This window comes from Streptococcus ovuberis, from assembly GCF_012396585.1.
In the GTDB taxonomy this organism is placed as follows: domain Bacteria; phylum Bacillota; class Bacilli; order Lactobacillales; family Streptococcaceae; genus Streptococcus; species Streptococcus ovuberis.
Genome location: NZ_JAAXPR010000030.1, coordinates 1 through 21513 on the forward strand (window position 1 = coordinate 1; position 21513 = coordinate 21513).

General features: G+C 43.7%; 17 protein-coding genes. 15 read left to right on the plus strand and 2 right to left on the minus strand.

The genetic code is table 11. The features are described 5' to 3' along the window. The first annotated feature begins 1373 nt into the window (after positions 1-1373). From HF992_RS10820 to HF992_RS10860, 9 genes are all read left to right on the plus strand, one after another. Complete coding sequence (locus tag HF992_RS10820) at positions 1374-2072, plus strand: N-acetylmannosamine-6-phosphate 2-epimerase (protein WP_168550028.1); 699 nt, start codon at positions 1374-1376, stop codon at positions 2070-2072. A 131-nt stretch (positions 2073-2203) separates the two neighbouring features. After that, positions 2204-3526, plus strand: a complete 1323-nt coding sequence (locus tag HF992_RS10825) for an extracellular solute-binding protein (RefSeq protein WP_168550042.1) — start codon at positions 2204-2206, stop codon at positions 3524-3526. Positions 3527-3684: 158 nt separating this feature from the next. Then, on the plus strand, positions 3685-4572 hold the full coding sequence (locus tag HF992_RS10830; protein ID WP_168550029.1) for an ABC transporter permease subunit: 888 nt from the start codon (positions 3685-3687) through the stop codon (positions 4570-4572). 9 nt (positions 4573-4581) lie between these two features. Then, entirely contained in the window at positions 4582-5412 is an 831-nt protein-coding gene (locus tag HF992_RS10835; protein ID WP_168550030.1) for a carbohydrate ABC transporter permease, read from the plus strand. 36 nt (positions 5413-5448) lie between these two features. After that, complete coding sequence (locus tag HF992_RS10840) at positions 5449-5901, plus strand: NanQ anomerase/TabA/YiaL family protein (RefSeq protein ID WP_168550031.1); 453 nt, start codon at positions 5449-5451, stop codon at positions 5899-5901. 16 nt (positions 5902-5917) lie between these two features. Next, positions 5918-6571: a DUF624 domain-containing protein gene (locus HF992_RS10845; protein WP_168550032.1), complete on the plus strand. Its 654-nt coding sequence runs from the start codon at positions 5918-5920 to the stop codon at positions 6569-6571. Between the two features lie 42 nt (positions 6572-6613). After that, a complete protein-coding gene (locus tag HF992_RS10850; protein ID WP_168550033.1) occupies positions 6614-7531 on the plus strand; it encodes a dihydrodipicolinate synthase family protein in 918 nt (305 codons plus the stop codon). A 22-nt stretch (positions 7532-7553) separates the two neighbouring features. Then, complete coding sequence (locus tag HF992_RS10855) at positions 7554-8456, plus strand: ROK family protein (RefSeq protein WP_168550034.1); 903 nt, start codon at positions 7554-7556, stop codon at positions 8454-8456. Between the two features lie 23 nt (positions 8457-8479). Continuing rightward, positions 8480-9445, plus strand: a complete 966-nt coding sequence (locus HF992_RS10860) for an alpha/beta fold hydrolase (RefSeq protein WP_168550035.1) — start codon at positions 8480-8482, stop codon at positions 9443-9445. Between the two features lie 547 nt (positions 9446-9992). Here the strand turns inward: HF992_RS10860 and HF992_RS10865 are convergent. Continuing rightward, complete coding sequence (locus tag HF992_RS10865) at positions 9993-10814, minus strand: MurR/RpiR family transcriptional regulator (protein ID WP_168550036.1); 822 nt, start codon at positions 10812-10814, stop codon at positions 9993-9995. 936 nt (positions 10815-11750) lie between these two features. Between HF992_RS10865 and HF992_RS10870 the strand changes: the two genes are divergently transcribed. The 4 genes from HF992_RS10870 to HF992_RS10880 all read left to right on the plus strand — a co-directional run bounded on the left by HF992_RS10870 (position 11751) and on the right by HF992_RS10880 (position 17936). Beyond that, positions 11751-16151, plus strand: a complete 4401-nt coding sequence (locus HF992_RS10870; RefSeq protein ID WP_168550037.1) for a PolC-type DNA polymerase III — start codon at positions 11751-11753, stop codon at positions 16149-16151. 145 nt (positions 16152-16296) lie between these two features. Then, a complete protein-coding gene (locus HF992_RS12250; RefSeq protein WP_281346987.1) occupies positions 16297-16425 on the plus strand; it encodes a hypothetical protein in 129 nt (42 codons plus the stop codon). 32 nt (positions 16426-16457) lie between these two features. Then, positions 16458-17198, plus strand: a complete 741-nt coding sequence (locus HF992_RS10875; RefSeq protein ID WP_168550038.1) for a copper homeostasis protein CutC — start codon at positions 16458-16460, stop codon at positions 17196-17198. Positions 17199-17597: 399 nt separating this feature from the next. Further along, positions 17598-17936, plus strand: coding sequence for an ATP cone domain-containing protein (locus tag HF992_RS10880; RefSeq protein WP_168550039.1), 339 nt, complete (start codon positions 17598-17600; stop codon positions 17934-17936). Positions 17937-18347: 411 nt separating this feature from the next. Here the strand turns inward: HF992_RS10880 and def are convergent, their stop codons facing one another. Continuing rightward, complete coding sequence (gene def, locus HF992_RS10885; RefSeq protein ID WP_168550040.1) at positions 18348-18962, minus strand: peptide deformylase; 615 nt, start codon at positions 18960-18962, stop codon at positions 18348-18350. 247 nt (positions 18963-19209) lie between these two features. On the opposite strand from def, the gene HF992_RS10890 reads away from it, so the two are divergent. After that, a complete protein-coding gene (locus tag HF992_RS10890) occupies positions 19210-20376 on the plus strand; it encodes an MFS transporter (protein ID WP_168550041.1) in 1167 nt (388 codons plus the stop codon). A gap of 140 nt (positions 20377-20516) precedes the next feature. Next, a complete protein-coding gene (gene rpsO, locus HF992_RS10895) occupies positions 20517-20786 on the plus strand; it encodes a 30S ribosomal protein S15 (RefSeq protein ID WP_001018249.1) in 270 nt (89 codons plus the stop codon). Positions 20787-21513 lie beyond the last annotated feature (727 nt).

Below are 21513 nucleotides of genomic sequence, written 5' to 3' on the forward strand. Positions count from 1 at the left end.
TAAAAGCCCGTTGTTACGGGCAATAGTCAAGTAATAGAAGCATAACCTGAACAACGTTCAGCGAGCGTCTTTAGACGCTGCTGGAGTTTAACGGCTTATAGCCGGTGTACAAGCCACCCGTTTTCACGGGTGGTTATGACTTCTTTGTAGCTTTAGTTTGTTGGTGAAAAGCTAATGGCAAATAAAAGTCTGAGTTGGTGGTCATCTAGTAACTATTTTTAAGTTATGCAGAAACCCTAATCATTTCTGAAGAGGCCATTATGTTCAGGTGTTGAATTTAAATACGAGTGACGTGGAGGCTAGGAAAAAGTTCTAGTCTCTCCTTTTTGTGATTGTTCACTAAGTAAGACGTAATGGGTAGGAGCTTGGACAGCCTGGAGTTAGGCTGTCCAAATTTGTCTCCTAGAAATTGAAAAGATACCATACTGGTTTTGCTAATTTTGGTGTTACTGCTGCACAGATCATTAGGTGCGTTAGCACCAATGAGCCACTGCTGAGCGCTTTAGGGCATCTAAGCTTTAAAGGTGGGAAATCGTAAGTTGAAGAGCAACGCAACTTCCTAATAGGCTACTTTCATCAGTTTTTATGACCCTAACACATGAGGGAAATCATTTTTCCTAAAATTCCAACCTCAAGCAGTCGCTTCCCTACCTGTTGCTCGCTATCTAGTTTTAAGGCTTGCCTCTTCAACAGTCACTCCCCTGACTGTTGAAGCCATGCAGAGGTTGGTTAAAAAGGTCTGGGAGACCGTTTTGATCGGGAAATCAAACTTGCGGAGAAAGTGGCAAAAACAATCTGGGAATAGACTTTCTCAGCCCGAATCCTAAAGATTAGGGAGGTGAGGGATATCGGATGCTACCGAATGAACGATTGTTCCACTCTCTTTTTGTCTGTGCGATGTTATAAAATTCCTCATGTTAAAGTTCTGAAGGTCTGATTGACTTTGGAATTTTGATAGTTGCAATTTTTGTGTGGCACTAGATTAGAGTCAAAAGGTTTTGATTTCTCCTTGGTTATGAGAGTTAGTATTAAGGAGATGCTCTAGTAGCTAAATCATAGACTTTTCGTTATTGAGCTTATGTCGTTTAGCTATGGTTAGCAAGTTTAGTATGCTAATCGTTGGTTTGGCATCTTTAAAATTCTGAGCGTGCTGTTAAGTTTTACTATCCATTGCAAGGCTTGATGACTTTTAGGGGAGATTATTGTGAAAGGATAGTCGAGCCTTGTTGAAAGTACTTTCAACAAGAAACGGTTTTTTCCTATTTTAAGTATTTAGATTCTAAATCAATAGGACCTATTGAAAAAATAATCTAAGCAGTTTATAATACTAAATGTAAACGTTACCATATGAGGTTTTAATAAAGGAGGACCAGATGCCTAAACTAAAGAAGGAAGAATTGATTGATCTAATCAAGGGTGGGGTCATTGTCTCCTGTCAAGCCTTACCTGGTGAGCCTCTCTATACCGAAGCTGGAGGAGTGATGCCTCTATTAGCTAAGGCAGCAGAGGAAGGTGGTGCTGTAGGGATCAGGGCTAATAGTGTTCGAGATATTAGAGAAATTAAGGAAGTAACTGATTTGCCTATTATTGGGATCATTAAACGGGATTATCCGCCTCAAGAGCCCTTCATTACAGCGACGATGAAAGAAGTAGATGAACTGGCTGAGCTTGATATAGCTGTTATTGCCCTAGATTGCACTCAGCGCGAGCGGTATGATGGGGAAGAAATTGGTAACTTTATCCGAAAAGTTAAGGAAAAATACCCCGATCAGCTGTTAATGGCGGATATTTCGACCTTTGAGGAAGGTGCAGCTGCTTTTGAGGCTGGTGTAGACTTTGTCGGAACGACCTTGTCGGGTTATACTTCCTACAGTAGGCAGGCAGATGGTCCAGATATTGACTTGATTGCTGCACTTTGCGAGGCTGGGATTGATGTTATTGCTGAAGGCAAAATCCACACTCCTGAGCAAGTAAGGCAGATTCAGGATTTGGGAGTTCAAGGCATTGTTGTCGGTGGTGCTATTACGAGGCCCAAAGAAATCACGCAACGTTTTGTTGCAGCAACCAAATAGGTTTTAAACATACTAGGTTACCTAGAAAATGGGAAGATAGGAGGGATTGATGCCCAGAAAGGGATAGGCATAAAGATATCGTTGGCATCCTCAATGAGGATAAACTCAGTTTATAGGAACTTTCAAGGAGTATAAAGATGAAAAAATTTGCAAAAACCCTCTTGGCTGGAGCAGCAGTTTTAGCTCTAGCAGCTTGTGGCAATTCTGGTGGTGGCACTAAAGATGCTGAAAAACCAGCAGATGCTGCAGCAACTACTACTACTGAGATTACATGGTGGGCTTTCCCAGTTTTCACTCAGGAAAACGCAAGCGATGGTGCTGGTACTTACGAGCAAAAAATTATCGATGCATTTGAAAAAGCCAACCCAGATATTAAGGTAAAGTTAGAAACCATTGACTTTACTTCTGGGCCAGAAAAAATCACAACAGCTATTGAAGCAGGCACTGCACCAGACGTTCTCTTTGATGCACCAGGTCGGATTATCACTTACGGGAAAAATGGTAAGTTGGCGGACTTGAATGACCTCTTTACAGATGAGTTTGTAAAAGATGTGAATAATGACAACATCATTCAGTCTTCAAAAGCTGGCGATACAGCTTATATGTTGCCAATTTCTTCTGCACCGTTCTATATGGCACTGAACAAGAAAATGCTAGAAGAAGCTGGTGTGGCTGACTTGGTAAAAGAAGGTTGGACAACTGATGACTTTGAAAAAGTAATTAAGGCGCTTAAAGATAAGGGTTACAACCCAGGTTCACTCTTTGCTAATGGTCAAGGTGGTGACCAAGGAACACGTGCTTTCTTGGCTAACCTTTACAGTGGAGCTATCACTGATGAAGGAGTGACTAAGTATACGACAGACTCAGAACAATTCATCAAAGGCCTTTCAAAGGTTAAAGAATGGATGGACAAGGGTTATATCATGAATGGTTCTCAGTACAATGGTGGTGATGACATCCAAAACTTTGCGAACGGTCAAACTTCTTATACCATCCTGTGGGCACCAGCACAAAATGGCATTCAAGGTGCTCTTCTAGAATCTAGTGGTGTTGAAGTGGTTGAAATTCCATTCCCATCAGAAGATGGCAAACCAGACTTAGAATATCTGGTTAATGGCTTTGCAGTCTTTAACAATGGCGATGAAGCTAAGGTGGCCGCTTCTAAGAAATTCCTTCAGTTCATTTCTGAAGACAAAGAATGGGGACCTAAGAATGTTATCCGTACAGGTGCTTTCCCAGTTCGTACTTCATTTGGTACCCTCTATGACGATGAGCGCATGGAGACCATCAGCAAGTGGACACAGTTCTACTCACCATACTACAATACCATTGATGGCTTTGCAGAAATGCGTGCCCTATGGTTCCCAACTCTTCAAGCCGTATCAAATGGTGATGAAGAGCCAGAAGCAGCTCTGAAATCATTCACTGAAAAGGCTAATGCAACGATTAAATAATAGGTAGTTAAGGATTGCCCTCTTTCTCGTCGTCTTGTATAGTGGGAAGGAGGGCTTTCTGATAGGAATTTCCTAATTTTTAATTCAGCTGGCTCTTCAACTGAATTGAAAATGGGGAAATTCTGACCAGATTTATGAATATAAGAGAGGTTCTTATTGTGCGAGTGAATAAAATTAGAATGCGTGAAACCATTGTTTCCTATGCATTTTTAGCACCGGTTCTCATCTTTTTTACAGCTTTTGTTTTAGCCCCTATGGTTATGGGGTTTGTAACCAGCTTTTTTAGGTACACGATGACGGAGTTTACCTTTATTGGGCTGGACAACTATATTCGCATGTTTAAGGATGAGATTTTTATCAAGTCCTTGATCAATACAGTGATTATCGTAGTTGGTTCTGTTCCTGTAGTGGTTTTCTTCTCCCTTTTTGTGGCTGCACGAACTTATGACAAACATGTCATCACCAGATCCTTTTACCGTTTCGTGTTCTTCCTTCCTGTCGTGACAGGTTCGGTTGCTGTAACGGTTGTTTGGAAATGGATTTATGATCCACTTTCAGGTATTTTGAACTTTGTCCTCAAGTCAGGTGGGGTGATTGAAAATAATATCTCTTGGCTAGGGGATAAGCAGTGGGCTCTGGCAGCTATTATTATCATCCTATTGACAACTTCTGTCGGTCAGCCGATAATCCTCTACATTGCAGCTCTTGGGAATATTGATAATTCCTTAGTTGAGGCTGCACGGGTTGATGGCGCAACTGAGACTCAAGTTTTTTGGAACATTAAGTGGCCATCCCTTTTGCCGACAACTCTTTATATCGCTGTTATCACAACGATTAACTCGTTTCAATGTTTTGCCTTGATTCAATTATTGACATCAGGGGGACCAAACTACTCAACCAGTACCTTGATGTACTATCTTTATGAAAAGGCCTTTAAATTGACAGAGTACGGTTATGCCAATACCATGGGTGTCTTTTTGGCAGTCTTAATCGCTTTGATCAGTTTTGCTCAGTTCAAGATTTTAGGCGATGATGTTAAATATTAGGAGGCTTGTATGAAAAAGAAACAAATAACAGCTTTCGGAGTGGTCAGCAATATAATCTTGTTGCTTTTGACGATTCTCTTCATCTTCCCCTTCTATTGGATCTTGACGGGTGCTTTTAAGGCACAGCCAGCTACGATTATGATTCCACCGCAATGGTGGCCAGCAGCTCCGACTATGGAAAACTTTGAGAAGCTGGTTGTTCAAAACCCGGCTCTTCAATGGTTGTGGAACAGTGTCTTTATTTCCTTGGCAACCATGCTCCTGGTATGTGCGACATCATCCCTGGCTGGCTATGTTTTGGCTAAGAAACGTTTTTACGGTCAACGGATTTTGTTCAGTATTTTTATCGCGGCCATGGCACTTCCTAAACAGGTTGTTTTGGTGCCTTTGGTACGGATTGTCAATTTCATGGGGATTCATGATACCCTCGCTGCGGTGATTTTGCCCTTAGTTGGTTGGCCGTTTGGGGTCTTCTTAATGAAGCAGTTCTCAGAAAATATTCCAACAGAACTTTTGGAATCAGCAAAAATTGATGGCTGTAGTGAATTGAGGACCTTCTGGAGCGTTGCTTTCCCAATTGTTAAACCTGGTTTTGCAGCCTTAGCTATCTTTACCTTTATCAACTCTTGGAACGATTATTTTATGCAATTGGTGATGTTGACCTCGCGGCAAAATTTGACCATTTCCTTAGGGGTAGCTACCATGCAGGCTGAAATGGCAACAAACTATGGTCTGATTATGGCAGGTGCTGCTATGGCTGCGGTGCCAATTGTAACCATCTTCTTGGTATTCCAGAAGTCCTTTACTCAAGGGATTACCATGGGTGCTGTTAAGGGCTAAGCTAACTGTTGATTCATTGCAAAGAAGAGGTTTATTATGATTTATGACCATATTAACAATTTAGGGACTTACAAGGGATTGCATCCTAACTTGGATCAGGCTTTGGACTTTTTGAGCCAAGAAGCCCTTCAGAACTTGGAACTTGGTCGGCATACGATTGATGGTGACTCGGTCTTTGCCTTGATTCAAGATAACCAACTAAACCAGTCAGAAAGTCCAGAATTTGAATACCATCGCAGTTATTTAGATCTGCATCTCTTGCTGGATGGTCAAGAGACGATCATCTATGGTTTCGGGGATCGACAATCGACTAAGGATTATGATGAGGTGCAGGATTTTGGCTTTGAAACCTGTGAACGTCACTTGAAGATGACGATTGATAGCCAGCATTTTGTGATTTTCTATCCAGGCGAGGCGCATCAGCCAAATGTTTATGCAGGGGCTGGGGACGCTGTCAAAAAATGCGTGGTCAAGGTTTTCATTGATTAAAGGATTGGAGGACGAAATGAGGGAAAGAGGCGAACAACTGATCAAAACCATTTTTAGCGTAGATAATGCTTTTGTCAGAACATGTGAGAGAATGTTAGACTTATTGGTTCTCAATCTCCTCTTTCTGCTAACTTGTCTGCCAATTGTAACCATAGGAATTGCCAAATTAAGTCTCTACGAGGTTTTAGGAGATTTGAAGACCCAGAAACGCCTGCCGGTTTTGGCGTCCTATAGAGTTGCTGTCGTAAAAAATGCTCAGAAAGGCATTCGGTTAGGGATAATTGAAGTAGCCCTCACAGCACTTTGCCTGATGGATTTTTGGATTATCGGTCAGGTTAATCCTCCAGGGGCAAAACTCTTTCAAATGAGTTTTGTGGCAATCTTTTTCCTGTCAACCGCTATCTTTTTGTATGCCTATCCGCTAGCAACCAAGACTAATCTAGTGGGCAAAGAGCTTTTTAAGACAGCCTTTATCTTAACGGGTTTAAACTTCCCTTGGACTTTTTTGATGATCGGAAGCTTAGCTGTTGCCTGTCTATTACTGTTCGTTTCCGTTTGGAGCCTCCTTCTTGGATTGTCATTTTTCCTTCTTTTGGGAATGGCAGTGCTAGGATATGGCTGGGTTTGGGTAATGGAAACCATTTTGCAAAAATATCTACAGCACTTCTAAGAAGTGTATGGACAATAGGATTCTTAAAATAAGGAGAAAAAAATGTCTGATTTGACCAAATACCATGGTGTCATTCCCGCTTTTTACGCTTGCTATGATGAAGAAGGGAATATCAGCCCCGAACGCGTAGAAGCTTTAACACAGTTTTTTATTGATAAAGGGGTTCAAGGTCTCTATGTCAATGGGTCATCTGGTGAGTGTATTTACCAGAGTGTGGCTGACCGTAAATTAGTTCTAGAGCATGTGATGAAGGTTGCTAAAGGTAAATTAACCATCATCAACCATGTTGCCTGCAATAATACCAAGGACAGTATGGAGCTGGCTAAGCACGCAGAGGAGCTTGGAGTAGATGCGATTGCGGCGATTCCGCCAATCTATTTCCGGCTGCCTGAGCATGCGATTGCTAAGTACTGGAACGATATCAGCTCAGCAGCACCTAATACGGATTTTATCATTTACAATATTCCACAGTTAGCTGGCGTGGCTTTGACCCCTTCTCTTTATAGGGAGATGCTCAAGAATGACCGTGTTATCGGGGTGAAGAATTCCTCCATGGCTGTGCAGGATATTGAAATCTTTAACACGTTGGGTGGTCCAGAAAGATTGGTTTTCAATGGCCCAGACGAGCAATTTTTAGGTGGGCGCTTGATGGGGGCTGCTGGTGGCATCGGCGGTACTTATGGAGCCATGCCTGATTTGTTCCTCAAGTTAAATGACTTGATTGCAAAAGGAGACCTAGAGACCGCGCGTGAATTGCAATACACGATCAATAAGATTATCGGGCATTTAGTCTCTTGTCATGGCAATATGTACGGCGTGATTAAGGCTGTTCTAAAAATTAATGAAAATCTGGATTTGGGCTCCGTACGGTCACCACTTGCTTCGTTGGTGAAAGAGGACGATCCACTGGTAGAAGAGGCTGCACAGATTATCCGAGAAGCTCAGGAAAGATTTTGCTAGTTAATTAGTCTGGAGGTGAACGATGACTACCTATGTCGCTATAGATATCGGTGGGACCAGCATCAAGTATGGCCTCATTGATGAAAAAGAGCAATTGTTGGAAGGCCATGAGATGCCTACAGAAGCCCATCTGGGGGGACCTGGCATCATGGCTAAGGTCAAGGGGATTGTTGAGAGCTACCAAAGCCGTTATGACTTAGCTGGAATTTGCATTTCCTCAGCTGGTATGGTCGATCCAGAAAAGGGCGAGATTTTCTATTCTGGTCCGCAAATTCCGAATTATGCAGGCACAGCCTTTAAGCGTGATCTGGAAGCTGCTTTTGGCACCCCCTGTGAGATTGAAAATGATGTTAACTGTGCTGGTCTCGCAGAAGTGATGTCTGGTAGTGCTAAAGATAGTGCTTTGGCGCTTTGCCTGACTATTGGAACAGGGATTGGTGGCTGTTTGGTCTTGGATGGTTCTGTTTTTCACGGTTACAGCAATTCTGCATGTGAAGTGGGTTATATGCACCTATCAGATGGCACCTTCCAAGATTTAGCTTCCACAACAGCTCTGGTTCATTATGTTGCTAAGGAACATGGGGAAGCAGTTGACCAGTGGAATGGCTTACGTGTTTTCAGGGAAGCAACCGACGGCAATACCAAGTGTATCGCTGGGATCGAGCGAATGGTTGATTACCTAGCTCAGGGCATTGCTAATATTTGCTATGTGGCTAACCCTGAGGTTGTTGTTCTAGGTGGTGGGATAATGGCTCAGGAAGCGATTTTAAAACCGAAATTACAGGATGCTCTGACCAACTATTTGGTTTCCAGCATCGAGGAGAAAACTCAGATAGCCTTTGCCCATCACAAGAATACAGCCGGGATGTTTGGTGCCTTTTACCATTTTAAACAACAACAAGAAAAGCGTCGAATGGTCGAATGAATGCTAAAAAGGAGAGTTAGATAATGCAAGATAGCATGACCTTAGAAGAAATGCAGACCTATAAGGGAAGGCAAGAAGTTCCCGAGGATTTTGATGCCTTTTGGGATGGACTTTTAGAAAGCCATACAGCTCTTCCACCTTTCCGCCTGAAAGAGAAACAGACAGGCTTGTCAGGGGCTGATTTTTACGAGTTGACCTTTGAAGCGGATAATGGTTCGGAGGTCTTTGCCAAATGCGTCTTTCCCAAGTCTGAAAATCCCTCACCAGTTCTCTTTTATTTCCATGGTTATCAAGGCCAGAGTCCAGATTGGACAGAGAATCTAAAGTTTGTGGCAGCAGGGTTTGGTGTTGTTTGTATGGATGTAAGGGGCCAAGCTGGTCGCTCGACTGACAAGGGACAGTTTGAGGGCATGACCGTTAAGGGTCAAGTGATCCGTGGAGCAGTTCAAGGGCGAGATCATCTTTTCTACAAGGATGTTTACTTGGATGTTTATCAGCTGATTGAGATAGTAGCTAGTTTGGACTTTGTAGACGCAGAGAAGCTCTACAGTTACGGTGCTTCGCAAGGTGGCGCTTTAGCCTTGGTTGCGGGTGGCTTGAGTCCTAGAATTAAAAAAGTGGTTTCTATCTATCCCTTCTTGTCAGACTTTAAGCGTATCTGGGAATTAGGGGATACCAATGAGCCCTACAATGAGCTTTTCCGTTATTTTCGGTTTTCAGATCCCTTCCATGAGACAGAAGATGCCTTTTTTGAAGCTCTAAGTTATATTGACATTAAAAACTTAGCCCACCGTATCACTTGTCCAGTCCACATGGTGACAGGGCTTGAAGATATTATCTGCCCACCATCTACCCAGTTTGCCATCTATAACCGATTGACCTGTCCGAAAACACTACAATTACTACCAGAGTATGGTCATGATGTGCTCAATGTTAAAGTCAACGACTACGTGTTTGACCGCTTGTTTGGGACCAGTATTTTGGACTAACCGGTTAGGCATAGACCTATTTATTAGATTGAAAAATGCTCTTTTACCGGGCAGATCTGTGGAGGTGACTAAGGCACCATATCCTGATTCAACTTTAGGATATGGGGAAGATCATCTGATGAAATAGAGTTTTACTGAAATAGGAAAACCTTCGTGAGTCTCAGGATGTCGTATCGGTCTCTAGAGCAGGAACGTATTGTGATAGCCGGGAGCATTCTCTGGATGAACACGATGAGTATCTGAATGCTGGTCCGTGATGATTGGTGAAGGGCTGGTTCAAGAAAATGATGCCGTTATGACAATCAGAAATCAAACCATGGGACACCCACGAAAGATTCAGCAAATAGCGGTTTGCTAAATTCGACGAGCCGGTTTTAAAAAATGCCCCTCTCAAATAAATCTTTGTGAAAAGGTGTTGCTTTTTAGAGTTGGCAATCGTTAGTTAATTCTGGGACTGCTTATAAGAAAAAGCCCCTCCGCTGGCTAGACCAGATGGAGGGGTATTTGTCTGATAAAGAAAGAAGCGTTCTAACGTTTTGGGAGATGGTTAGGATTTTGGTGGAAAGGTGTAGGCGTTGAAAATAGCCTCTTTTTTCGCTTTGTTGATTTCTAAAAAGTAGGCGTAGAGAATATCTAACAAAAAGAGCATGGGAAATTGAGGCGAAATGCGGTTGCCATAGTCTAGATGGTGGACGGAAGCTAAGGCGACAGTCTGTGTAAAAGTGTCATGGTAATCGCTCGCTTTAGCACTGAAGAGCACAGTTTTTGCGCCTTTTTCCTTCGAAGCTTCTAGTCCCTTGATGATACTCTGGGTTTGACCAGAGAGCGAAAAACCGATCACCAGACAATTCTCATCTAGAATACTGATGGTCCAAGCAAAACTTTCTTGTTCTGTTAATGCTTCACAAATAACGCCGAGTCGCATGAGGCGTAGTTTCATCTCTCTGGCGACTAATCCAGAACTCCCTTGCCCAAAAAAATAGACCCGGTCAGCCTCTTCAATCAGATGAGCAATGGTTTGTAGCTGCTCTTCGTTGATTAATTGGTGGCTTTGTTGAGTGATATCATCGTAGTCCAGTAAGACGCGTTTGGTCAAGGTGTTTTTAATATGGTCAAAGTTCTGCTCGAGATCTTCTCGGCTGTTGAGGTATTCAAAGATAAATTGGCGGTAACCTTGAAATCCACATTTTTTGGCGAACCGAGTCAGGGCTGCTTGAGAGACATGGAGTTTCTGAGCAACGGCCTGTGAGGCTAAATCATTGATTTGGAGGGCTTCTGTCCTAAAGAAGTCAGCGATATTTTTTTCAACTTCAGTGAAATCGGCATGAACTGCTTCAATGGTGGCGAGGATGTGACTCGATTTTGGCATGGGAATATCCTTACTACTTAGCTGTTGTCACTAGTATACCATATTTTGGGAAGAGACTTCTCTATTATGGGCTCGAAAATTAAAAGTGTTAAACTTTCATTTAACCCCGCTTGATAAAGGAATTTAGACTTCACGACAAACGCATGAAGCAAAAGGTTCAATGAGAGTGGGATAAAAGTCCTAGTCTCTCCTTTTTAGGATTGTTCACTAAGCAAGATGCAGTGGTTGGGAGCTTGGACAGCCTGGAGTTAGGCTGTCCAAGTTTGTCTCCTAGAAATGAAGCAGAGACACTTCTGGCTTTACCAGTTTTAGTGTTCCCCTTGCACAGAGCATTAAGCGCTGGAGCACCAATGAATCGCTTCTGATACTTCAACGTGTTTGAGCCTTGAAGGGGGAATCGCGAGTTGCGAATCAACTCTACTCCCTAATACGCTGACTTCATAAACTTTTACAGCCCTGCTCAACTTTACGGAGGTGGGTTAAAAAGGTCTGGGAGACCTTTTTAATCGAGAAATGAAGCTTGCAAAGCAAGTGTCAAAAAAGGTCTGGGAGACCTTTTTAATCGAGAAATGAAACTGGCGAAGTAAGTGTCGGAAATAGTCCAGTGGAGTATTTCAGTTCGAACCCTAAACATTGGGGAGATGAGGGGCAATCGAAGGCTAACGAATGAGCGATTGAGACCCAGTCTCTTTCTGAAAAGTTAGGAGTTAAGTACACTAGTCACAGAAAGCTTTTTAAGCGCTATTGCATAGAAAAGGAGACAATTATTTTGTCTTAAACTCTCTCGACACACCTAAAAACTAGGCGGTTTGATGTTTTCAAAACTGTTTCGACAAGGGATTTTCTTAGGTGTTTGTCCTGATTTGGGCTTGTCTTCTACTCGAAAAAAGGGGCTGACTATGGTAAAATAAAGGGAATAGTTAGCGAGGAGTACCTATGTCAGACAAGTTTCAGCTGTTAATGGCTCAGATCCAATTACCCCAAGAATGGCAAACGTCCGCAGTCTTTGCGAGCGGTCAAATTTTAGCAGTCAAACTCCATACGGTCAGCAAACTCTGGGAATTTCAGTTCCAGTTTGATCAGCTGCTTCCTATTGATGGTTATCAGGCTCTCAAATATGGTCTGTCCAGAACTTTTGAAGAACTGGGCAATCGGGTCTCTTTTACGATAAGGGTTGAGGACTTGGTGACAGCTGAAAACTTAGTTGCCAACTATTACCAAGAAGCTTTTTCTGAGGAGCTTTGCCAGAGTATCGGCTTCAAGTCGGTGTTTCAAGGGCTTGAGGTTGCTTGGCAGGATGGGACTCTGCTTATCAAGGGTCCTGAAACCATTGCCAATCCTCACTTCAAGAAAACGCATTTGCCGAATCTGGAAGAGCAGATGAAGCGCTTTGGCTTTGCCGGGACTAATGTGAAGCTGGAGATTTGCGAGTCCTTAACTCAGCGCCATCAAGAGAGCTATTTGGCTAAGAATGAAGAAATTATCCAATCCGCTAATCAAGAAGCCTTGGAAGCTTTAGCGGCTTTGGAGCAACAAGCGCCACCTCCAGCAGTGGAGACAAAGCCTGCATTTGATTTTGGAGAGGCAGCTAAGATTAAGCAGTCTAATGCCAAGTTGGATAAGGCTGAAATTACCCCTATGGTTGAGGTCACTACCGAAGAGAACCGCTTGGTCTTTGAAGGCTTGGTGTTTGCTGTGGAAACCAAGGTCACTAAGACGGGTCGTTGCTTGATAAACTTTAAAATGACTGACTACACCTCATCTTTTGCTCTACAAAAATGGGCTAAAAATGAAGAAGAGGCACAAAAATTTGAGATGATCAAAAAAGGTGCCTGGCTCCGCGTGCGAGGCAATATCAGTCTCAATCCCTTTACCAATGACCTCAATATGAATGTTCAGGATGTCTTGGAACTGACCAAGCCAGGCCGTAAAGACTTGATGCCAGAAGGAGAAAAGCGGGTTGAATTTCATGCTCATACCAACATGTCAACCATGGATGCCTTGCCGACCGTCGAAGATTTAGTGGACCGAGCCGCGGATTGGGGACACACTGCCCTCGCTATCACAGACCATGGCAATGTGCAGAGTTTTCCACATGGCTACAAGCAAGCAAAAAAACGTGGCATTAAGCTGATTTATGGCCTTGAGGCCAATATCGTGGAGGATCGTGTCCCTATTGCCTACAACGAAGCGGATGTGGATTTGGCAGATGCAACGTATGTGGTCTTTGACGTCGAGACGACGGGACTTTCGGCTATTTACAACGATCTGATTCAGATTGCTGCTTCTAAGATGCATAAGGGCAATATCGTTGCAGAATTTGATGAGTTCATCAATCCTGGGCATCCCTTGTCTGCCTTTACCACAGACTTGACTGGGATTACCGATGACCATGTTCGTAATGCTAGACCTCTAAAAGAGGTCCTTAAAGCTTTCAAGGATTTCTGCGAGGGCAGTGTCCTTGTCGCCCACAATGCTAGCTTTGACGTCGGTTTCCTCAATGTGAATTACGAACGCCATGGAATGTCTGAAATCCATCAGCCGGTGATCGATACCCTAGAGTTTGCAAGAAACCTTTACCCTGAATACAAACGGCATGGTTTGGGGCCTCTAACCAAGCGTTTTGGCGTAGCCTTGGAGCATCACCATATGGCCAACTATGATGCCGAAGCTACAGGCCGCTTGCTTTTTATCTTTTTGAAAGAGGCTGCAGAGAAACACCAGATTACCAATCTTAACCAGTTCAATAAGCAGTTGATTGCCGAAGATTCCTACAAGAAGGCCCGTGTCAAACATGCGACACTCTACGTTCAGAATCAGATTGGTCTGAAGAATATGTTTAAGTTGGTTAGTCTGTCTCACACCAAATATTTTGAAGGTGTTCCTCGTATCCCGCGTACAGTACTGGATGAGCATCGTGAGGGCCTGCTGATCGGAACCGCTTGTTCAGATGGAGAACTGTTTGATGCTGTTGTTTCTAAAGGGGTTGACGAGGCTGTCAAGGTTGCTCGGTATTATGATTTCATTGAAGTCATGCCACCAGCTATCTATGCTCCTTTGATTGCTCGCGAGCAGGTCAAGGATGAGGCGGAAGTTCAGGAAATTATCAAAGCCATGATCGAGGTTGGTAAGCGCTTGGAGATACCAGTTTTAGCGACAGGGAATGCCCATTATCTGGATCCGGAGCAAGAGATTTACCGAGAGATTATTGTGCGCAGTCTAGGGCAGGGGGCTATGATTAACCGGACTATCGGCCACGGAGAAAATGCCCAGCCAGCTCCTTTGCCTAAGGCTCATTTCCGAACCACCAATGAGATGCTGGATGACTTTGCTTTCCTTGGAAATGATTTGGCCTATGAGTTGGTCGTGACCAACACCCAAGCCATGGCAGAGCGATTTGAGAACGTTCAGGTGGTCAAGAGCGATCTTTACACGCCATTTATTGAACGGGCAGAAGAGCGGGTTGCTGAGATGACCTATGAGAAAGCTTTTGAGATTTATGGCAATCCTCTGCCAGATTTGGTTGATCTGCGGATTGAGAAAGAATTGACATCTATCTTGGGGAATGGCTTTGCGGTAATTTATTTGGCTTCCCAGATGCTGGTGGAGCGGTCAAACGAACGTGGCTATCTGGTGGGTTCCCGTGGGTCTGTCGGATCGAGCTTTGTTGCGACTATGATTGGGATTACTGAGGTCAACCCCCTATCCCCTCACTATTACTGTAAAGACTGCCAGTATTCAGAATTTATCACAGATGGTTCTTACGGATCAGGTTTTGACTTGCCTGATAAAGCCTGTCCAAACTGTGGTAGTTCCCTGAAAAAAGATGGGCAGGATATTCCCTTTGAAACCTTCCTTGGCTTTGACGGGGACAAGGTCCCTGATATTGATTTGAACTTTTCTGGTGATGATCAGCCGGCTGCTCATTTGGATGTCCGTGATATTTTTGGAGCACAATATGCCTTTCGGGCAGGGACAGTTGGTACGGTGGCTGATAAGACAGCTTATGGTTTTGTCCGTGGCTATGAACGAGATTACGGGAAGTTTTACCGAGATGTCGAAGTTGAACGGTTGGCTGCTGGGGCAGCCGGCGTTAAGCGGACAACTGGCCAGCACCCTGGTGGAATCGTCGTTATTCCAAACTATATGGATGTGTATGACTTTACCCCTGTCCAATACCCTGCAGATGATGTGACTGCTGGTTGGCAGACGACCCACTTTAACTTCCATGATATTGATGAAAATATTCTCAAGTTGGACGTTCTAGGACACGATGACCCGACCATGATTCGTAAACTTCAGGATCTTTCAGGGATTGATCCTAAGGATATTCCAGCGGATGATCCAGGAGTGATGGCTCTCTTTTCAGGAACAGAGATTTTAGGGGTAACTCCTGAGCAGATTGGAACCTCGACAGGGATGTTAGGAATTCCAGAATTTGGAACAAACTTTGTTCGTGGTATGGTTGATGAGACTCATCCAACGACTTTTTCTGAGCTGTTACAACTTTCTGGGTTGTCTCACGGGACGGATGTTTGGCTGGGGAATGCCCAAGATCTCATTCGGTCAGGGATTGCTGATTTGTCGACAGTTATTGGGTGTCGGGACGATATCATGGTTTACCTCATGCACGCAGGACTAGAACCCAAGATGGCCTTTAACATCATGGAACGGGTGCGTAAGGGCATGTGGCTCAAGATTTCTGAAGAAGAACGTAACGGTTACATTGAGGCGATGCGGGCTAATAAGGTTCCTGACTGGTACATCGAGTCCTGTGGAAAAATCAAGTACATGTTCCCCAAAGCCCACGCTGCAGCCTATGTTATGATGGCCTTGCGGGTAGCATACTTTAAGGTTCATCATCCGATTTATTATTATTGTGCTTACTTTTCGATTCGTGCCAAGGCTTTTGACTTGGCGACCATGTCTGGCGGTCTCAGTAAGGTTAAGGCTAAGATGGCTGAGATTGCAGAAAAAAAGAAAGCCAATATGGCTTCCAATGTTGAAAATGATCTCTACACGACTCTTGAGATTGTCAATGAAATGCTGGAACGTGGCTTTAAATTTGGGAAACTGGACCTTTACCGAAGTGATGCCATTGACTTTCAAATTGAGGGCGATACCTTGATACCACCTTTTGTGGCAATGGATGGCTTGGGAGAGAACGTTGCCAAGCAACTGGTCAAAGCGAGAAGCGAGGGGGAATTTCTTTCCAAGACAGAGCTCCGAAAACGCGGCGGTCTATCCACGACATTGGTCGAAAAAATGAGCGATATGGGGATCCTTGGCAATATGCCAGAGGATAACCAGCTGAGTCTGTTTGATGACTTGTTTTAGAAAATAAGCTGATACAGAAAATTGCAGATAGTACGAATGGCTGCGCTGGTGGAGAACTACTAATCAGCAACTAGAAGCCTCTTTTCAAGTACAAGCTTGTTGGAAGGTTCCATGTGACTAAGTCAATAGCTGGTAAAGAGTGGGAATGATGAAAAAAGAAGCCAACACCCTTGTCTTATGGCTGAGTCTTCATGCTCCTTTTGATGGGAGCACGAAGAACTTGTTAGGTCGTTTGAAACGTTTGGAACATTGTCTGGCTTTTATCAGGAAATAAGGAACACTTATTTGTCTTAAAAGGGAGTTCGTATGTTAATCGAAGTGTGTGCAGGCTCACTAGAAGACTGCTTAACTGCTCAAGTGGCCGGTGCAGACCGGATTGAACTGAATTCAGCTCTTCATTTGGGAGGACTAACGCCTAGCCTTGCTACCTTGAAATTAGCTAAGGATCAGGTCAAGCTTCCAATTGTCTGTATGGTACGGCCAAGAGGAGCAGGGTTTTGCTATAGTGAGCTGGAGAAAGCGGTCATGCGTCTGGATGCGCGCCTCCTCTTAGAAGCTGGTGCGGACGGCCTTGTTTGCGGAGCTTTAACAGCCGATGGTCAACTTGATGAAGCCTTTATCGCAGAGCTTATTGCCCTTGCTCATGGCTTTGGAGCGGACTTTGTTTTTCATCGGGCTATTGATGTGGCGCAGGATATTAGGGTAATAGCAGAGCGGTTGATTGCATTGGGGTGTGATCGGATTTTGACTTCTGGTCAGGCAGCTAAAGCTCCGGAAGGAGTAGCTACACTTGGACAGCTCCAAAAGCGCTACGGCGCTCAAATTGACATTTGTATGGGCTCGGGGATCACTGCTGAGAATGTTCGGGAACTCTATGAGGAAACAGGGATTGGGCAAGTGCATGCTAGTTTTAAGGCCTGGCAAGAGGATTCAACCAGTTCTGGTCAGGCGGTGGATTACAGCTATGGTCCTCCTTGTGCTTATGACCATGTCTCAAAGGGCAAGATTCTAGCCCTAAAAGAGGCTTTGAATAGAGGGAGAGCATGACTTGGTGAAAAATGATCGGTGTCTGAGTGACGATAGGCTACCTGCTCAAAATGACCTTGACCTATGACTATTTTCTAAGGTTCTTGGTAGTGGTTGATTGCTACGCTATTTATTGTGAGTTCAGTTAGCTTGTAGTCTTGGCCTGGTAGGTTTTGTAGGATAAGGCCCCTTGTCAGGCTTTGGAGCTAGGAGGTGGGGAATTATCCTAATGTGTCCAAGTCTCCTCCTTCTAGCTGTTGTGGAATTAGCAGCTTGGCTATTTCGCCTTAAAACCTGTCGTAAGGCTTTGGAAAAGACTGTGAAAACGGATGGTTAAGCGGTTTGACAGTTGACAAATAGCCTGAAAACTAAGATAATAGAAGTAATCAAAGACATTCAGAAAGTTTCATGGAGGTGCCTATGCAAGTAACCAAACGTAGCGGTCAGATTGTTGATTTTGACCCAGAAAAAATCTACCAAGCCATTTTAAAAGCAGCTCAGACGGTCTATGTACTTGATGAAAAGCTCCGCCATGATCTGGCAGAAGTGACTAAAAAAGTTGTTCTAGATCTCAGTGAAGCCCATGCAGAACGTCCGACGATCAGTATGGTGCAGTCTCAAGTGGAGTATCGCCTATTGGATGCGGGCTACTTTACAATTGCCCAGCACTACATCGAGTACCGCCTGCAGCGAGACTTGGAACGTATCGGCTTTGATGATCAGTACAGTGTCCATTTACGGTTTGAAAAGATTAGGTAGCACCGAGAGTTTTCAAGTTAGAATATTTCTTGAGCGATGCTGAAATTAATGCAAAAAAGGAGGCTGGGACAAACGTCCTAGTCTCTCCTTTTTATGAATGTTCACTAAGCAAGACGCAATGGTTGAGTGCTTCAAGGTGGCTTGAGCCTTGAAGGTGGGAAATTGTGAGTTACAAAGCAGCTCTACTCTCTAATAGGCTGCTTTCATCAGCTTTTATAGCCTTAACGAATGAGGGAAACCATGCTCCCAAAATTTCTAACCTCAAACAGTCACCCCCTGACGGTTTTAAACATTAGGGTGGTGAGGGAAAATCGACTGTTAACGAATGACCGATTGAGTCCTCTCCTCCTTTGGTATTCAGGTAGGTCAGTTGTTTGGCAGAGGAGGCCTCCCTGACAAACCAGGTGATCTTTAGTCAATCAGCAATAAACCCTCTTTCATGGCAAATGGGTTTTCTGCATTGATGCGATCATAGAACATGATGCCGTTAATATGGTCAATTTCGTGTTGGACAACAATGGCATTAAAGCCCTTAAGTTTGATGCGTTGGGCTTGTCCTTGCTTATCTGTATATTCTACTGTGATGCGGCTATGGCGGATAACGTAGCCTTCAACTGGGCGGTCAACCGACAGGCAACCCTCACCATCTGCCAGGGCTGTTTCTTGAACAGAATGGGAGACAATTTTGGGGTTGTACATAATGACTTCTAAGGCGTAGGCTTGAGCAGGAGGATTGCCATTTTCGTCTTCAGGATTTGGAACCAAGCAGGCAATAATCCGCTTGGAAATATCCAGCTGAGGCGCAGCTAAACCAACACCACCACGTAGCCCTAATTTTTCAGCCATGACAGGGTCTTGGGAATGCTTCAAAAATTGCATCATCTTTTCGCCCAAAAGAATATCCTGATCAGCTAGGGGCACCTCAACAGGTTGGGCCACCTGACGTAGGGTGGGGTTACCTTCTCTAATAATATCGTTCATATCAATCAAATGGCTCGCACGGGTCAATTTTTCAATCCTTGTCATAGGTCCTCCTTCAAAGCGTTTAATTTCAAAGATAGCTTAACTATACCATAAAATTCTAGATAATCCAAGATACAGGTCACTAAGTACTGGCTAAGTGGCTTTGCTATTTAGGTGAAAATGCAGTATAATTGACAAGACTAAATTGTTGGGTTCGATGAGCGGTTATGATGGATGCTACTTATCCCTAGCTTATCCGTTTCATTCTCGCTGTTTTCTCGGACTCAAATCATTAGAAGGGGTATCCAATATGCGTTCTTTGCTTGAAAAAATCAGTGTCTTGTCCTTGTCCTTTATGCTGGTTTCAACCTACTCTGTGTCGTCTGCCCTACCGGCCATGATTTCTTTTTTTGCAGAACAAGGGCGAAGTAGTCAAGAGATTGAATTTTTAATCACTGTGACTTCTCTGGCCATCATGGTAACGCTGGTGGGGAATCGCCTGTTAACGCGTTTTCTTTCTGAAAGAGCTATTATGAGTTGGGGTTTCATTCTGATAGCTACTGGAGGTGGTTTGCCCTTGTTGACCCAAAGCTATCCCCTTATTTTTTTAGGGCGTGTTGTGCTAGGTTTGGGCTTAGGGATGATTAATGCGCGTGCCATCAATTTAGTTAGTCTCTTGTATCAGGACAAAGAACGAATCCAGATGATAGGGTTACGAGGGGCGTCAGAAGTCTTGGGATCTGCTAGTTTAACTGCTATCGTAGGTCTTCTTTTGGGATTTGGGTGGAAATGGAGCTTTGCGATTTACCTCTTGGCGCTCCCTATCCTTGGTCTCTATCATCGCTTTGTGCCAGATTTTCCTGAAGACAAGGCTCTCCAGGGAGAAACACCTCACAAGGACAAGTTGGACTGGACTTATATACGATTGGCTCTCGGTTTGGCGCTCATTGCCTTCTTTGCCATCAATGTCAATACCTCCTTGCTCTTAAAAATACCTGTCATGGTTCAAGAGGCTAACTTGGGGACCCCGAGGGAGGCGAGTTGGATCCTCAGTGCGATGATGCTCATGGGAATTTTGGCTGGTCTTGTATTTGGTTGGTTATTAGAGCGCTTGAAAGGGCTATTGTTGCCCAGTTCTCTGCTGATTTTTTCAGTTAGTATTTTAGTAACTGCACTTGCTCAGACCTTTTTCTTACTTGCTGTAGTTGCTGTGATTTCTGGCTTTTTCTATAGCGTTATCTTAACCTTAGTCTTTAATAGTGCTTCTGAAAATACACCACCGCAGCTTCTCAATCTGGTCATGACAGTGGTCTTGTTAGGTTGTAACCTTGGTGGAGCGACGTCTGCTTTTGTGCCAGGCTTGCTGGCTAAATTGAATCCAACGGCTAGTGGGGCCTTTGGTGTCTACGCGATTATAGGAGTGACACTTAGTTTGATATTAGCTGTGAACAGGATAGTTCATAAAGGAAAGGCGTGATTTGTAAGGGAATTTCGTTTGACAAACTGCTTGAAACTTGCTAGAATAGAAACTGCCGTTATGGCCAATGAACTTTTTCTTGGTTTTGGGTTCGCCAAACCCTAGACTCAGATAAAGCAGTAAACAAAAGGAGAAAACAAATGGCAATCTCAAAAGAGAAAAAAAATGAAATCATCGCTCAATACGCTCGCCACGAAGGCGACACTGGTTCAGTTGAAGTACAAGTAGCTGTTCTTACTTGGGAAATCAACCACTTGAACGACCACATTAAACAACACAAGAAAGACCACGCGACTTACCGTGGTTTGATGAAGAAAATCGGTCACCGTCGTAACCTCTTGGCGTACCTTCGCCGCACAGACGTTAACCGTTACCGTGAATTGATCCAATCACTTGGACTTCGTCGTTAAGAAAAGGCTCCCTTGGGAGCTTTTTTTGATGGAATGCAAACAGAGTGATGGAGCGACAGTCTGTGGGGTTGTTAGTCTTGTCATTGAAACTTAACTTGAAAACGGCAACAAAATAGGAGGGCATTTGACCTTTCTGGGGTATAAAAAAGAAGTATAAAAGTTCTAAAATGAAGTTAGCCACTTAAGTTCATAAAAAACCAGCCCTAGTAGCTCTTTTTGGTCGCTCGGCACAGGAAGAGTGTCAATAAAGATAAGCCGACCAAGCCAAAACCTGCAGGGTAGGAAATAGCTGTCTGATACGGTATGATGTAGATCATGGAAAGAGACAGAAACAATCCTAGAGCCCACTGAAAAAGTTTAAATAGCAAAAATGATTATCATAAAGAACGAATAATGATACCTAGTTACTGAACACTTTTTATCATTCTTTCGTTCGTTTTTTAGATTCATATTATGGAAAGACACCATTATTGTCTGTCCAATTTCTAATGAAACTCACTTTTTCAGTGGGCTCATTAGCTTCTGTTGGCTTTTTTTGATCGCCAAATACTAATTGTTTAATAGGAAAAAGTCTAGTATTTCCTGGTATACTTCTTTTTTATAGAAAGTTCTAAAATGAAGTTAGCCAGTTGAGAGTATGCAAAAACATCTCAGAGAGATATAATGTAGTTCACCACAAACACATTAAAAGGAACTCTGAGATGCAAAACCATTATACTACAAAAGG

What these genes read in the sequence shown, in the direction of transcription:
- HF992_RS10840 (WP_168550031.1), top strand. Translation starts at nt 5,449, where the DNA reads ATGATTTATGACCATATTAACAATTTAGGGACTTACAAGGGATTGCAT.
- HF992_RS10880 (WP_168550039.1), top strand. Translation starts at nt 17,598, where the DNA reads ATGCAAGTAACCAAACGTAGCGGTCAGATTGTTGATTTTGACCCAGAA.
- HF992_RS10850 (WP_168550033.1), top strand. Translation starts at nt 6,614, where the DNA reads ATGTCTGATTTGACCAAATACCATGGTGTCATTCCCGCTTTTTACGCT.
- HF992_RS10835 (WP_168550030.1), top strand. Translation starts at nt 4,582, where the DNA reads ATGAAAAAGAAACAAATAACAGCTTTCGGAGTGGTCAGCAATATAATC.
- HF992_RS12250 (WP_281346987.1), top strand. Translation starts at nt 16,297, where the DNA reads ATGATGAAAAAAGAAGCCAACACCCTTGTCTTATGGCTGAGTCTTCAT.
- HF992_RS10890 (WP_168550041.1), top strand. Translation starts at nt 19,210, where the DNA reads ATGCGTTCTTTGCTTGAAAAAATCAGTGTCTTGTCCTTGTCCTTTATG.
- HF992_RS10845 (WP_168550032.1), top strand. Translation starts at nt 5,918, where the DNA reads ATGAGGGAAAGAGGCGAACAACTGATCAAAACCATTTTTAGCGTAGAT.
- rpsO (WP_001018249.1), top strand. Translation starts at nt 20,517, where the DNA reads ATGGCAATCTCAAAAGAGAAAAAAAATGAAATCATCGCTCAATACGCT.
- HF992_RS10860 (WP_168550035.1), top strand. Translation starts at nt 8,480, where the DNA reads ATGCAAGATAGCATGACCTTAGAAGAAATGCAGACCTATAAGGGAAGG.
- def (WP_168550040.1), bottom strand. Translation starts at nt 18,962, where the DNA reads ATGACAAGGATTGAAAAATTGACCCGTGCGAGCCATTTGATTGATATG.
- HF992_RS10870 (WP_168550037.1), top strand. Translation starts at nt 11,751, where the DNA reads ATGTCAGACAAGTTTCAGCTGTTAATGGCTCAGATCCAATTACCCCAA.
- HF992_RS10820 (WP_168550028.1), top strand. Translation starts at nt 1,374, where the DNA reads ATGCCTAAACTAAAGAAGGAAGAATTGATTGATCTAATCAAGGGTGGG.
- HF992_RS10865 (WP_168550036.1), bottom strand. Translation starts at nt 10,814, where the DNA reads ATGCCAAAATCGAGTCACATCCTCGCCACCATTGAAGCAGTTCATGCC.
- HF992_RS10855 (WP_168550034.1), top strand. Translation starts at nt 7,554, where the DNA reads ATGACTACCTATGTCGCTATAGATATCGGTGGGACCAGCATCAAGTAT.
- HF992_RS10875 (WP_168550038.1), top strand. Translation starts at nt 16,458, where the DNA reads ATGTTAATCGAAGTGTGTGCAGGCTCACTAGAAGACTGCTTAACTGCT.